Raw genomic sequence first — 13,071 nt, 5'->3', positions numbered from 1 at the left:
CAGCGGGCGTTCGCCGCGTTCAGCGCGAAGCGACCGTTCAACGCCGAAATAACCAACTGCGGGCCGGAAGTCTCTGCGATCTCGCTATCTATGTTCTGGGTCGTAATCTCGAAGTCGCCCGGCTCGTCGACCAGGTAGCCGATCTCCTTCAGGAACGCGGTGTACTCCTCCGGATCCTGAGCACCCTTGTGGTCTTCGTACCAAGCATCCATCTTCTTCTGCAGCTCGTCGCGAGTGTTCAGCAGCTCGCGGTTGCGCGGGGTGTACTCCTCGACGATCTTGCCGAAGCCATCCCAGAACTTCTCCTGCTCCTCGGCGGAATCCTTGCCAATGACAGGAAGTACCTCGGTGTTCACGAAGTCGTAAAGGGTCTTGGCAACCTGAAGGCCGCCGGCGGTTACACGCTCGGTCTGGGTCATGGTGACTCCTCACTTATTGGTCGATCTACCTATTCAAAGGTCTCTACTCACAAAGACTAGGTGACTTCCCTCACCATGGGCACGAAGTTGGTTATAGATCGCACTTTTCTCACCCCCACAGACGGGGACTTTCGGGCATGACTATTTCTCTTTTTCTTTTTGACGCCGCGTCTCATCCCGTGGCGCACCACACCTATAAGTCCAGCAAGAGAGCCAGATCACGTTCTAACCCTGGGGCGTCATTAAGAAACAGGAGGGAGAAAAACTTCACAAAATTAACAAAAAGAGTGACCACCCCCACACATAAATATCCGCCTGACCGGCATTGACGCGGTTATTTGGGTTGGTACTCTCATAGGCAGAGACACGAAACGCAGACTTCACCTAACGGTGACGTTAGGCCTCCGAGTGTGCGAATCGCTGTCCCCCCGCCAGGAACCCCCGGGCAGGGACCATGACATAACTCTCCCCTTAATTAGTAAGGAAGTGACCCCTACATGTCGAACGTCGGCAAGGCACGTACCGCTGAAGAAATCCAGAAGGACTGGGACGAGAACCCCCGCTGGGCTAACGTCGAGCGCGATTACACCGCAGAGCAGGTCGCTGAGCTGCAGGGCACCGTTGTTGAAGAGCACACCCTGGCACGCCGCGGCGCTGAGATCCTGTGGGAAGCAGTCAACAAGGATGACGACTCCTACATCAACGCCCTGGGCGCCCTGACCGGTAACCAGGCCGTTCAGCAGGTTCGCGCAGGCCTGAAGGCTGTTTACCTGTCCGGTTGGCAGGTCGCTGGTGACGCTAACCTGTCCGGCCACACCTACCCCGACCAGTCCCTGTACCCGGCGAACTCCGTTCCGTCCGTCGTTCAGCGCATCAACAACGCGCTGTCCCGCGCAGACGAGATCGCTCGCGTTGAGGGCGACGACTCCGTTGACAACTGGCTGGTGCCGATCGTTGCCGACGGCGAGGCTGGCTTCGGCGGCGCACTGAACGTTTACGAGCTGCAGAAGGCCATGATCAAGGCCGGCGCTGCAGGTACCCACTGGGAGGACCAGCTGGCCTCCGAGAAGAAGTGTGGCCACCTGGGCGGCAAGGTTCTGATCCCGACCCAGCAGCACATCCGTACCCTGAACTCCGCACGTCTGGCAGCTGACGTTGCCAACACCCCGACCCTGGTTGTTGCTCGTACTGACGCTGAGGCTGCTACCCTGCTGACCTCCGACGTTGACGACCGCGACAAGCCGTTCCTGACCGGCGGCCGCACCGCTGAGGGCTTCTACAACGTGCAGAACGGCATCGAGCCCTGCATCGCCCGTGCCAAGGCTTACGCTCCGTACGCTGACCTGATCTGGATGGAGACCGGCACCCCGGACCTGGAGCTGGCTAAGAAGTTCGCTGAGGCTGTTCGCTCCGAGTTCCCGGACCAGCTGCTGGCTTACAACTGCTCCCCGTCCTTCAACTGGTCTGCACACCTGGACGACGACACCATCGCCAAGTTCCAGAACGAGCTGGGCGCAATGGGCTTCAAGTTCCAGTTCATCACCCTGGCAGGCTTCCACGCTCTGAACCACTCCATGTTCGACCTGGCTTACGGCTACGCCCGCAACCAGATGACCGCCTTCGTGGAGCTGCAGAACCGCGAGTTCGCTTCCGCCAAGGAGCGCGGCTTCACCGCTGTGAAGCACCAGCGCGAGGTCGGTGCAGGCTACTTCGACAAGATCGCCACCACCGTCGACCCGAACTCCTCCACCACCGCCCTGAAGGGCTCCACCGAGGAGGGCCAGTTCCACTAAGCCGCTTGCTTTCAAGCGCTAGGAACTAGCTGCGCGGGTCATTAGACCCGCACACCGCTAGAGCCCGGTCAGCACGAATGTGCTGGCCGGGCTCTTTGCTAACTAACTCTTTACTAACTAGGCGCTAGCCACCCTGCTGCGCTAGCACCAAATGGCGCTAGCTACTGGAAGAAAGGGATCCGGTAGAGCCGTTGGAGCCGCCACCGAAGAGCGCGGCGAGGCGCGCACCCAAGGACTTAAAGAACTCCACGATGCGCTCCCACTCGGTCAGGGTCTTGCCCTCCACATCCACCGTCACGATTGCGGCCGGGGACTTCACGCCCTCCTGGCTGGCATTCACCGTGATCTGGCGCCCCTTACCCACCGGCAGGTAGCCGAGTTCGCAGACGAAGGAGCCTTCTGCGTCCGCAGTTGCCACACATCGAGTATCCGCCGGACCCGTAACCTCTACGAACTGCCCCGCCGCAGCCTTGCCGCTGACACGAGCCACGTCCGTGCTCCGCAGCGGGGTGGGCTCGACGCGCACCTCGGTCGGCGCCTTCGGCAGAGCGGTGACAACGCGCGTCTTCACCGGTGCGGAAGTCGCGCCCAGCAGGTTATCCACCGGGGCGAAGCGGGCGACGATCGACGCCTCCCCCGTGGCCTCCGGGGTCCAGTCACAGGTAGCCACGCCGTCCTCGTTGGCCTCCGCGATGCAGAGAACCTGGCCGTTAGAAACGAACTCGACGTTGCGACCGGTCACAGTGGCTGCCTCACCGTTTGCCGGCGACTGCGTAATCGCCAACTTGGCCTCCAGCTTCAGCGGCGCGGCCTTCTCTACAACTTCCGGCAGCGCGCTGAGATCCAGGGAAGTCTGCGCCTTGGCGGCCTCCTGCACCTTGACAGCGGGGCCGCCGTTGAATTTGCTCGGTGCGTAATCCTTCGAAGACTTCCCGAGCCAGCCCCTGTAGGTGTAGGCGAAACCGGACTGCAAAGGCTGCTCCGTGGAGCACTCTTCCGAGACCTCGTAGTCCAGCGTGAAGGTGTGCGGGCTCGTGGCGCTGAACTCCCAGTACCCCTTCGCCTCGGTAGAGGTGATCGTTGTGACGCCCGGCTCAGTGCTAACCGCGCTGTTCGGCAGCGGGATCGTCCCACCATCACCGATCTGCAAGGTAGCGGAACCCGGTACGTACTTCAGGCAGGCATCGACCTTGTTCTGCCAGTTGTAGATACTGTCGGTGCTTCGCTTCGTCGTAAACGTCTGCGTGTAGGTGATTTTCTGTCCCACGGAAGGCTCGGTATTGCTGACAGTACGGGTGTAGACCGACGACGAATCGGTGTACGACTCGGAGGCTGTTGCAGCCGAAGCGCTGGGTACCACTGCGGAAGCCAACACTGTTGCCACGGCCACGCCGGGAGCGCCAGCGATAGAGCCCGCGCGGGCGATGCGGACGATGCTGTGCCGCTGCACGCGGCGAGAATTATTCATTTCTTTTCTTCTTCTCTCACATCACACTGAAACTAGCTGGAAGACAGCACGCCACGGGACGAGCCCTGCATCGCAGAGGACCCCTTAGCGGAACCCTTAGAGGACCCCTGGGCCGAACGGGAAGGCTTGACGGTGCCCTCCTCGTAGCCCGCGAATACGTAGGCTCCCTCGTTGTTGCCATCCTTAGTGCACATAATGAACGCCGCAGCGTCGAAGTCAGTGCGAGCGCCGGAGCTCGGAGCCGGCAGTGCAGCCTTCACATCCACCGTGGACTGCGGGGCAACGGTGAACTTAGCGATCTGACCAGCGTGGCCCGCTACGCGGGCAGCGCTGTACTCGCCGGAAATGTCATTGCGATCCTTGTTGGCCTTACCCAGCAACGAGCCCAGCCCCTGCAGCAGACCGGCGGAAGAACCAAGGTTCAAAGTGCCCAGGTTAAGCTGGCCGATGAGCGGCAGCGAAGGGGTCTTCACATCTACATTCGGAGCAACGTAGTGCAAGTTGTTGCGGTAGTACTCGACCGACTTTGCAACCAGGTCGCTGGTAGTCACGTCTCCGGCAGACGTGTCCTTGCCCTGAACACCTGCACAGGTAAAGGCCAAATCAGTGTGGTTGGTTACGGTGCCGGTAATGGCGGTAGCGGTGGCGTCCGCAGCATTAACCTTGACGCTCAGATCCTGCTTGTCCGTAAAAACAACAACGCCAGTCGTATCCGCACCGGGAACAACATTGGCTGCGCTAGCGACGGCGCCATTAGACAGCGCCGCCACCACGGTGGTCGACAGCGCTACAGCCAGCAGGGACTTCGAAAATGTCTTTGACATGGGGAATTCCTCTCGAGGACGAATGAATCGAGGAGTAACAAATCTTGGAACTTTGGGGAAGCACTAAGCGCTAGCGGGAGGAAGAACCCAGCAGGCTAGACGGTGCGGAACCGGCCGGACGGGAAGATCCAGCGGTTGCGGGAGCCGGCTTGGCACCCGGCTGGTAACCGGCGAAGATGTAAGACTGCTTCGGGTCTGCGGTGACATCGGTGCAGTAGAGCAGGGCGCCAGCGGCGAATTCGGTGCGCTCCCCGTTGCCCGGCGCGTTCAGCTTGACGGTGAACTCCTGGGTAGCGAGGGGCTCCAGATCAAAAGGAGCCAATTCTGCGGTGTGACCAGCCAGTCGTGCCGAATCCCACTGGCGTGCCAGAGAAGCGCGGGTAGCAATATCCTTGCCGAACAGGCGGCCCAGGCTGCCAGCGGGAACGTACTTCAGGAAAGGAGTCGTGGGAACTACGCCCAGGATGGGGGCAGCTACACCGTCCTTTGGGGAAAATGGCTGCTCGCGGTAGTAATTCACAGCCTGGGAGACGATGTCGGCGGTGGCTACCGCATTGGGCAGCTCGGCGGGCTTGGAATCCTTCGGTGCAGCGCCCGGGGCTGCGCAGCGGAACTTGTGGTCATAGGTGTTCTTTACCGTGACCTTGACGGTGCCGTTGGCGGCATCGGCTGCTTCTACGTCAACCTTGACGCGGGGACTATCAGTAACCACGACGGTGCCGTCGGCCGACGCGCCAGGCAGCTGGCTCACCAGGGTATCTGCGGAGGCAGGGGTCAGCGCCACAGTGCCGCAGGCTGCCACGGCGGCTACGCTAGCAACGCCGATGCGGGTTACTCGGCGGGAAATGGAAAGGGGGAAACGGATCATTCGGACGGGCTCTCTTTCAAGTCAGTCTTACTGCATCACACCGACGGATACAGTCGAGGACATATTACCCACACAAGGTCAAATACACAGTGCTCAGTAGGGGGTAAAAGCGCCGATAAAACCCCCTTTTCGATATAAAGCATAAGAAAAGACAGTTATATCGCTAAATATATCCAGCAGACTTCCCTCTGAAAGCCATGAATATACTGATGGGCACCATGGGCAAACGGATTGAACACACACAGGGAACGGAGCACGCAGCCAGCCCTGCAGGCAATACAGAACGCAATGCAGAGCGCCCCTTCGTCGGCTCCCGCTTGCGCCAACTACGCAAAGAGCGCGGAATCTCCCAGGCTCGCCTGGCCGAAATCCTGGATCTTTCCGCCAGCTACGTCAACCAGATCGAACACGACGGGCGCCCACTGACCGTCGCCGTCCTCGAGCGCATCACCGCAGCCTTCGGCATCGACCCGACCTTCTTCGCCGATCAAGATTCCACCCGCCTTCTCGCGGAAATCCAGGACGTGACCCTGGACCCGGAAATCAGCCCCACCCCGGCGGACGTTACCGAACTGGCAGCGCTTGTGAAGAACCACCCGGACCTCGCCCGCGCCTTCGTGGATCTGCACTCCCGCTACCGCAACGTTTCGGACACCCTGTCGCTGCTCACAGAAGAACGCGTGCAGGGCTCCGCCATCCTCTCCATCACGCCCAAGGGCGAACTCTTCGGTCGCGCCTCCGGCCCCGAGGCGTTCTCCATGCCCCATGAGGAAGTCCGTGACTTTTTCTACGCCAGGCAGAACTACATCGATGTTCTAGATGTGGCGGCGGAAAAGTTGGCGTCCAGAATAAACATCGGGGCGAACCAGATACACCACACAGAACAGATCCTCGCCGAGCGCCTGCAGCAAGTGCACAAGGTGGAGGTGATTTACTCGCGCGACCTGGGCGATACGCAGCACAAGTTCGATCCGAAACGAAAGACTCTGCACGTGTCGGCGAAGATGCGCCCCGGGCAGATCGCGTTCCGGCTGGCGACGGAGCTGGCGTACCTGGAAGCCGGAACGACAATCGACTCGCTAGTGGAGCTGGGACACTTCCAATCCGAAGAAACCCGCGCGCTCGCCCGGCGCGGTCTGGCCAGCTACTATGCCGCCGCACTGCTGCTGCCCTACCGGCAATTCCACAGCTCCGCGGAGGAATCGCGCTACGACCTAGAGTTCCTCATGCGCGAATACGGCGTGGGGTACGAGACGGTCTGCCACCGCCTGTCCACCCTGCAGCGCCCCAGCCTGCGCGGCGTGCCCTGGACCTTCGTGCGCGTGGATCGCGCGGGCAACATGTCCAAACGTCAGTCTGCGACGGGGCTGCACCTATCGAACTCCGGCGGCACGTGCCCGCTGTGGAATGTGTACGAGACGTTTAGCTACCCCGGCAAGATCATGCGCCAGATCGCGCAGATGCCCGACGGGCGGACTTACCTGTGGATCGCCCGCACCGTGAACCACCACCGCGCGGCGTGGGGGCAGCCGGGGAAGATGTTCGCCATCGGACTGGGCTGCGAGCTGCGGCACGCCGACCGCACAGTGTACTCGGACGGGCTGGATCTGAAGGACACGTCCGCGGCGGTGCCGATTGGCTCTGGCTGCCGATTGTGCCCGCGCGAGAACTGCCCGCAGCGCGCCTTCCCGCCGATCAACCGCACGGTGGAAATCGACCCGCACCGTTCGAGCGTGTCGCCGTATTAGTGCTGGTTCCTGCGGCGCTGGTTCCTATGGCGCTGGTTCCTGCAGTGGGCGCTAGTCACCGTCGAAGAGCCCGACGATCTGCCTGCGCTGCAGCTCACGGCGGTTGTATGTAGCTTCGCGCACCGATTCGTCGGTATCGAAGCTCGATCCGAGCGCCCCGCCGAGGGTACCTAGGGACGCCGCGAACCACGCCAACGTCAGATAATCCACCGGCGTGATGTCCGCATTGACCCGGCTTTCGAAGAAGGGAACCGGCACGACGGCGGCACTGACCAGCAGCATCGTGAGGTAAATCAGGATATAAACCCCAGTCGCGGAGATCAGCACCGTACCGGTGGTGGCCAAGTTATCCATCCGCGCACGCCACCATGCGGCACTATCCGCGGCGGGCTGGGCAGCGCCACCAGTGGCTACATTCACCGTAGTGGGTTCCGGGTTGCGGCTATACGCCCCGTTCCACAGGCCGTTTTTGTAGATCAGCCAGAAGGTCAACAGGGTGATCGACAGGATGGTGATCATGATCTGCCGCCAGGAGCTGATCAGGTAGGACATCTCCCACACCGAACCGTAGAAGATGCCGAAGCCACCGGTGGCCACGCCCGTGGCTAGGCAGCTGGACAGCACCCTGATGAGTTGCCCGGGGCGGTTGCCGCGGATCATTCCCAGCAGCAGGCGTAGGGTTCGGCCGCGACCTTCCAGCACGCGGGTGGTATCGGCCTCCACGTCGCCGCCTTCGATGTCGTCCACGCCTTTTTCGCGCTGGCCGGCTCCGGCGGGTTTGCCGCAGACCAGGCGCGATAGCTCCTGGCGCAGCCCCTCTTTGGCCCGCAGCAGCCCGAAGGCCGGCAGGCACAGCATGGTGGCCCGGCCGTGTTCGACGGTCTGGCTAATGACCGGTCGTCGGGTGGTAAGGGGCAGGTCAGTAACGTACACCAGCCGATCCCAGCCGTAATCGCGCAGAATACCGGGGGCGGAATCGGCCAGGCGGACGTTGCCGAACTCATCCATGGGCAGCGTTCCGGTGCGGAATTCGAGGATCGGCTTGTCCCCGGAAACGTGCTTCTGTGAGACCTCGTCTAGCTCCTTGAGCAGCGCTCGCACACGCACCGCTGGCAGGCCGCGGTCTGCCAGCAGGCCAATCTTCTCAGGCAATCGTTGCACCAATCATGGCGGTGGGATGACGACATACGCCCGACCCCGCCGAAAGGAGCCGGGCGCTACAACCTTTTACAGGTTGATCATGTGCCCGCCGGCGATGCCGTGGGCGGCTTCCTTCATGGCCTCCGACAGGGTCGGGTGCGTGTGGACGTTGCGGGAGATCTCTTCGGCCGTCAGGTCGAAGCGCTGCGCCAGGGTCAGCTCCGGCAGCAGCTCGGACACGTCCGGGCCGACCATGTGGGCGCCCAGCAGTTCGCCGTACTCTGCGTCTGCCACCAGCTTCACAAAGCCCACTGCGTGGCCTAGGCCCTGGGCCTTGCCGTTTGCGGTGTAGGGGAAGGTGGCGACCTTCACTTCGCGACCTTCTTCCTCTGCCTTCTTCTTGGCGGCTTCCTCGGTGTAGCCGAAGGATGCAACCTGCGGGGAGCAGAAGGTGGCGCGCGGCATCATCATGTAGTCGCCCAGCAGCTCGGTCTCTTCGCCGGCGATGATCTCGGCAGCGACCACACCCTGTGCCTCGGCAACGTGGGCCAGCTGCAGCTTGGCGGTGACGTCACCAATGGCGTAGATGTGCGGAACACTGGTGCGCATCTCGTTGTCGATGTCGATGGCGCCGCGCTCGGTCAGCTTCACGCCGGTGTTCTCCAGGCCGTAGCCCTCCACGCGGGGTGCGAAGCCGATGGAGACCATCACGCGGTCGGCCTTCAGGGTCTCGCTCTTGGAGCCGTCGGCGGACTCGATGTCCACCTCCACGCCCTTGCCTTCGCCCAGGTCGCGGACGGCGGTGGTCTTGTGGCCGGTCTTCAGGTTTACGCCCAGCTTCTTGTACTGCTTGGCGATTTCCTTGGACACATCCTTGTCCTCGTTCGGCAGAACGCGGTCCATGAATTCAACGACGGTGATGTCCACACCGAAGTTGGACAGCACGTAGGCGAACTCCATGCCGATGGCGCCTGCGCCGATGATGACCATGGAGTCCGGCTTGTTCTCGTCCAGGATCTGCTCTTCGTAGGAGACGATGTTGCCACCCAGCTCTACGCCCGGCAGGGACTTCACAACGGAGCCGGTGGCGATGATGCAGTTATCGAAGGTGATGGTCTTGCCTGCATCGTCACCGTCGGAAACCTCGATGGTCTTGTCGTCGACGAAGTTGCCGCGTCCGTGGATTTCCTGAATCTTGTTCTTCTTCATCAGGAAGTGGACACCCTTGACGATGTTGCCGGAGACCTTGCGGGAGCGCTGGTGCGCAACCTTGAAGTCCATCGAGATGTTGTCGCCGGTAATGCCGTAGGTCTTGGCTTCCTTAGTGATGGTGTGCGCAAGTTCGGCGTTGCGGATCAGCGCCTTCGAGGGGATGCAGCCCACGTTGAGGCATACGCCGCCCCAGTACTGCTTTTCGATAACGGCGGTCTTCAGACCCAACTGAGCGGCGCGAATCGCCGCCACGTATCCGCCAGGGCCTGCTCCGAGTACTACTACGTCAAAATGTTCTTTAGCCACAAGTCCCAAGGGTACTTAATGTTCTTCGCTCGTGTTTGTCGGGCTTGGCTTTGTTCTCTACGACACTCTTTAATGACGCCCCACGCCCCAACCAGCGGTCACTCCAGAAAAACTTTTAACTTTAGTAACATTAGACCCACTAGCCATATTCATAACACCCCTGTTTGGGTTCCCCGCGGAAACTTTTCCCTCCTCGGGTTCCTATAACCGCACTAAATTGGGTAAACTCCCCCTTGCCTTAGAGATTCACTGAGAATTCCTTGAGACTCCTCGGTGAAGCCTCCCCCGTTCACAATGATCACTCACGCCTCGGGCTCTTAAAATTCTGACCTTTCCCCAGGTGTGACTCCCACAGAAGGATCAACTTTATGAAGCGAAGCATCGTCCGCACTCTGGCCGCCGTCACGGCAGCGATCGCTCCCTTTGCCACCGTTTCTGCTGTCGCGCCAGCCGCCCAGGCCGCAAGCGTTTCTGCTGCACAGAAGGCCGACGGCATCGCTCCGGCAAAGATCAGCCTGAACACCGAGACCCAGGGACTGTCGGAGGACACCACCACCTGGCGCAGCATCATCAAGAGTTGGAACGACAAGGGCTTCGACAACATCCAGGAAGTTTCTGCCTACTCTCCTTCGATGAAGCGCCACATCCCGTTGGTCGTTATCCAGCCGAAGGACAAGGAAAAGCGCGATAACGCGCCGACCCTGTACATGTTGAACGGCGCAGACGGCGGCCAGGGCATCGCTAACTGGATCCGCCAGACCGACATCGTCACCTACTACGGCGGCAACAGCGATCCTTCCAAGGGCACCGTCAGCCCGGGCATCGGTGCGAACATCGTTATCCCGATGACCGGAGCGTATTCCTACTACACCGACTGGGTCACCGAGCCGGACACTTCGGAGATCAAGGGCCCGCAGAAGTGGGAGACGTTCCTTACCCGCGAGCTGCCACAGGCCATCGAGCCGGCTCTGAAGGCTAACGACAAGCGCGCTATCGCCGGCATGTCCATGACCGGCACAACCTCTCTGCTGTACGCCCAGCACCACCCGGGCTTCTACGACTCCGTCGGCTCCTTCTCCGGCTGCGCTGCAACCACCACCGGCCTGACCCCGAAGTTCATCGACCTGGTTCTGAACCGCGGCGGCACGGACTTCACCAAGATGTGGGGCCCAGTAGACGGTGAGGTTGCCCGCAACAACGATGCTCTGATCAACGCTGAGAAGCTGCGTGGCCAGAAGAACATCTACGTTTCCACCAGCTCCGGCTTCCCGGGCGAGCACGATATGCCGTGGTCCGAGCGCGTGAATGGCCAGCTGTCCTCCGCAGCTCCAGTCATCTTCGAGGGTGCTGTTATCGAGGGCGCCACCAACGCCTGCACCCGAGACCTGGCCCGCAAGACCAACGCGCTGGGCATCCCGGTGAACTACAACTTCCGCCCGGCAGGCACGCACCAGTGGGGCTACTGGCAGGACGACCTGCGCGGCTACTGGAAGCACCTGGTTAACGGCCTGGGCACCGGTGCCGAGCGTCCGAAGCTGCAGCCGACCAAGCCGATCTCTCCGGAAGACTACTGGGCAGGCTCCACCTCGGGCTCCTAAGAGAAGTTCCGACTAGCGCCTGCGATCACTTGCAATAGCTAAAGACCACTTCCCCCGCCACTGAGAGCACCTCCGTGGCGGGGGTTGTCCTATGCAGATAGTAGTGTGCCTTACATGAAGCAATCCCAACAGCAGCCTCGTCCTTTCCGCAGCTCCCCCATCGCCGGAGCCCGGGATGCCTACACGGGTGTGGACTTCAACCTCGGGTTCCACGTGCTGAGCTACGACCTGCAACTGGACTACGACGTTGAACCCAACCACCTGCGTGGTGTGGCTCGCCTGGCGGTAGAAAACTACCGGCCATTGAAGACGATGACGTTGGACCTGGCCAGCAACCTGGCGGTCAACCGAGTGGAAGTCTCCGGCCACGGGGTGGCAGCCACCAACGGGGCAATCAAGATCCGTCGGTTCCGCCACAACGGCAACAAGCTGACGATCACCTTCGTGGAGGAAGTCGCGGAGGACCAGTCGTTCGACCTGACCATCAAGTACGGTGGCTTCCCGCGCCCGCTGCGCTCCAAGTGGGGCGAGGTCGGCTGGGAAGAAACCGATAACGGCGCCCTGGTTGCAGGCCAGCCCAACGGCGCCCCCAGCTGGTTCCCCTGCGACGATACGCCGGACGAAAAGGCAACGTTCCGCATTGCCATCACCGCCCACCGGGACGTCACCGCCATCGCTCACGGCACCCTGGTGGAGCAATTCAACAAGGGCAACAACACCACGCGGGTATTCGAAACCAACTACCCCATGGCCACTTACCTGGCTGCGGTGTACGTGGGCCCCTACCAGCGGGTGGATTTCCGCAGCGCAGAACTGGGCCGCAAAACCGTGCCGGTTTTTGGATGGCTACCCCAGGGAACCGAACACGCCAAGCGGGTACGCGAGCTGGTCAACGAGGACTTCGGCCAGCAGACGGAGATGGTCGAGGTCTACTCGGAGCTCTTCGGCACCTACCCCTTCCCGGAGTACTCGGTCGTGGTCACGGATGAGGAGATGGAGATCCCCCTCGAGGCCCAGGGAATGAGCATGTTCGGCTGCAACCACGCCGACGGCAAGCACACGTGGGAGCGCCTGATCGCCCACGAGCTTTCCCACCAGTGGTTCGGCAACTCTGTGGGCCTTGTCGAGTGGCGGGATATTTGGCTGAACGAGGGCTTCGCCTGCTACTCCGAGTGGCTGTGGTTTGAAAAGTCGCAGGGCATCCCCGCCGCCCATCATGCGTGGGCGCACCACCAGGCACTCGCAGACAAGCCACAGGACATTCTGCTGATCGACCCCGGCGCCGACGACATGTTCGACGACCGGCTCTACAAGCGCGGAGCCGTCACCGTACACGCCCTGCGCGTGCTGCTGGGCGACGACGCCTTCTTCGACATGGTCAAGCGCTGGACCACCCAGCACCGCATGGGCTTGGTGGAAACCCGCGACCTGGAAAACCTGGCAAGCACCGTCGCCGAGGAAAACGGTGTGGCCCGAAGTGAGGTGCAGGGGCTTTTCGACCGCTGGTTGCGTCATGAAGAACTGCCCGACTTCCCCGGCGGCGAGGGCACCGAGCTCAGCGGCGAACAGCTCCGTGCGCTCCCCGCAGGCCCGGCGGCGGAGATGGTCGATGCTTCCGGACCCGCGCGAGCAGTAGATGCGTTGAAGCGCGTTGGACAGAAGCTCGGTGAGCTCGGCGACAGGCTGCAGGACTAA

General features: G+C 61.6%; 9 protein-coding genes and 1 pseudogene. 4 read left to right on the top strand and 6 right to left on the bottom strand.

The window, feature by feature from the left end:
* Positions 1–419, bottom strand: a pseudogene (locus HMPREF2678_RS03665) (malate synthase G); the annotation flags it as partial.
* A gap of 497 nt (positions 420–916) precedes the next feature.
* On the opposite strand from HMPREF2678_RS03665, the gene aceA reads away from it, so the two are divergent.
* Positions 917–2,212 (top strand): isocitrate lyase, encoded by a 1,296-nt coding sequence (aceA, locus tag HMPREF2678_RS03660; protein ID WP_034972636.1) that lies wholly within the window; start codon positions 917–919, stop codon positions 2,210–2,212.
* 157 nt (positions 2,213–2,369) lie between these two features.
* Here aceA and HMPREF2678_RS03655 read toward each other — a convergent pair whose 3' ends face one another.
* From HMPREF2678_RS03655 to HMPREF2678_RS03645, 3 genes are all read right to left on the bottom strand, one after another.
* A complete protein-coding gene (locus HMPREF2678_RS03655; protein WP_070550943.1) occupies positions 2,370–3,680 on the bottom strand; it encodes an Ig-like domain-containing protein in 1,311 nt (436 codons plus the stop codon).
* 32 nt (positions 3,681–3,712) lie between these two features.
* Positions 3,713–4,504, bottom strand: coding sequence for a hypothetical protein (locus tag HMPREF2678_RS03650; RefSeq protein ID WP_070550941.1), 792 nt, complete (start codon positions 4,502–4,504; stop codon positions 3,713–3,715).
* Between the two features lie 70 nt (positions 4,505–4,574).
* A complete protein-coding gene (locus HMPREF2678_RS03645; RefSeq protein ID WP_070550939.1) occupies positions 4,575–5,372 on the bottom strand; it encodes a hypothetical protein in 798 nt (265 codons plus the stop codon).
* A 218-nt stretch (positions 5,373–5,590) separates the two neighbouring features.
* On the opposite strand from HMPREF2678_RS03645, the gene ramB reads away from it, so the two are divergent.
* On the top strand, positions 5,591–7,120 hold the full coding sequence (ramB, locus tag HMPREF2678_RS03640) for an acetate metabolism transcriptional regulator RamB (RefSeq protein WP_051879557.1): 1,530 nt from the start codon (positions 5,591–5,593) through the stop codon (positions 7,118–7,120).
* A 51-nt stretch (positions 7,121–7,171) separates the two neighbouring features.
* On the opposite strand, the gene HMPREF2678_RS03635 is transcribed toward ramB, so the two are convergent.
* Positions 7,172–8,281, bottom strand: a complete 1,110-nt coding sequence (locus HMPREF2678_RS03635; RefSeq protein ID WP_230580257.1) for a hypothetical protein — start codon at positions 8,279–8,281, stop codon at positions 7,172–7,174.
* Positions 8,282–8,347: 66 nt separating this feature from the next.
* Positions 8,348–9,778 carry a dihydrolipoyl dehydrogenase gene (gene lpdA / locus HMPREF2678_RS03630; protein WP_070550937.1) on the bottom strand — a complete coding sequence of 477 codons (1,431 nt, stop codon included), beginning with the start codon at positions 9,776–9,778 and terminating at the stop codon, positions 8,348–8,350.
* A gap of 368 nt (positions 9,779–10,146) precedes the next feature.
* Here lpdA and HMPREF2678_RS03625 point away from each other — a divergent pair, with 368 nt between their 5' ends.
* Positions 10,147–11,376, top strand: a complete 1,230-nt coding sequence (locus HMPREF2678_RS03625; RefSeq protein WP_070550934.1) for an alpha/beta hydrolase — start codon at positions 10,147–10,149, stop codon at positions 11,374–11,376.
* 114 nt (positions 11,377–11,490) lie between these two features.
* Positions 11,491–13,071 carry a M1 family metallopeptidase gene (locus HMPREF2678_RS03620; RefSeq protein WP_070550932.1) on the top strand — a complete coding sequence of 527 codons (1,581 nt, stop codon included), beginning with the start codon at positions 11,491–11,493 and terminating at the stop codon, positions 13,069–13,071.

It is taken from the genome of Corynebacterium sp. HMSC058E07 (assembly GCF_001809885.1).
GTDB classification, from domain to species: Bacteria; Actinomycetota; Actinomycetes; order Mycobacteriales; family Mycobacteriaceae; genus Corynebacterium; species Corynebacterium macclintockiae.
This window is presented reverse-complemented; position numbering and strand designations above follow the sequence as displayed.

Bases quoted from the DNA above. Each gene is read 5' to 3' on its own strand.
- HMPREF2678_RS03655 (WP_070550943.1), bottom strand. From the start codon at position 3,680: ATGAATAATTCTCGCCGCGTGCAGCGGCACAGCATCGTCCGCATCGCC.
- HMPREF2678_RS03645 (WP_070550939.1), bottom strand. From the start codon at position 5,372: ATGATCCGTTTCCCCCTTTCCATTTCCCGCCGAGTAACCCGCATCGGC.
- HMPREF2678_RS03625 (WP_070550934.1), top strand. From the start codon at position 10,147: ATGAAGCGAAGCATCGTCCGCACTCTGGCCGCCGTCACGGCAGCGATC.
- aceA (WP_034972636.1), top strand. From the start codon at position 917: ATGTCGAACGTCGGCAAGGCACGTACCGCTGAAGAAATCCAGAAGGAC.
- ramB (WP_051879557.1), top strand. From the start codon at position 5,591: ATGGGCAAACGGATTGAACACACACAGGGAACGGAGCACGCAGCCAGC.
- HMPREF2678_RS03620 (WP_070550932.1), top strand. From the start codon at position 11,491: ATGAAGCAATCCCAACAGCAGCCTCGTCCTTTCCGCAGCTCCCCCATC.
- HMPREF2678_RS03650 (WP_070550941.1), bottom strand. From the start codon at position 4,504: ATGTCAAAGACATTTTCGAAGTCCCTGCTGGCTGTAGCGCTGTCGACC.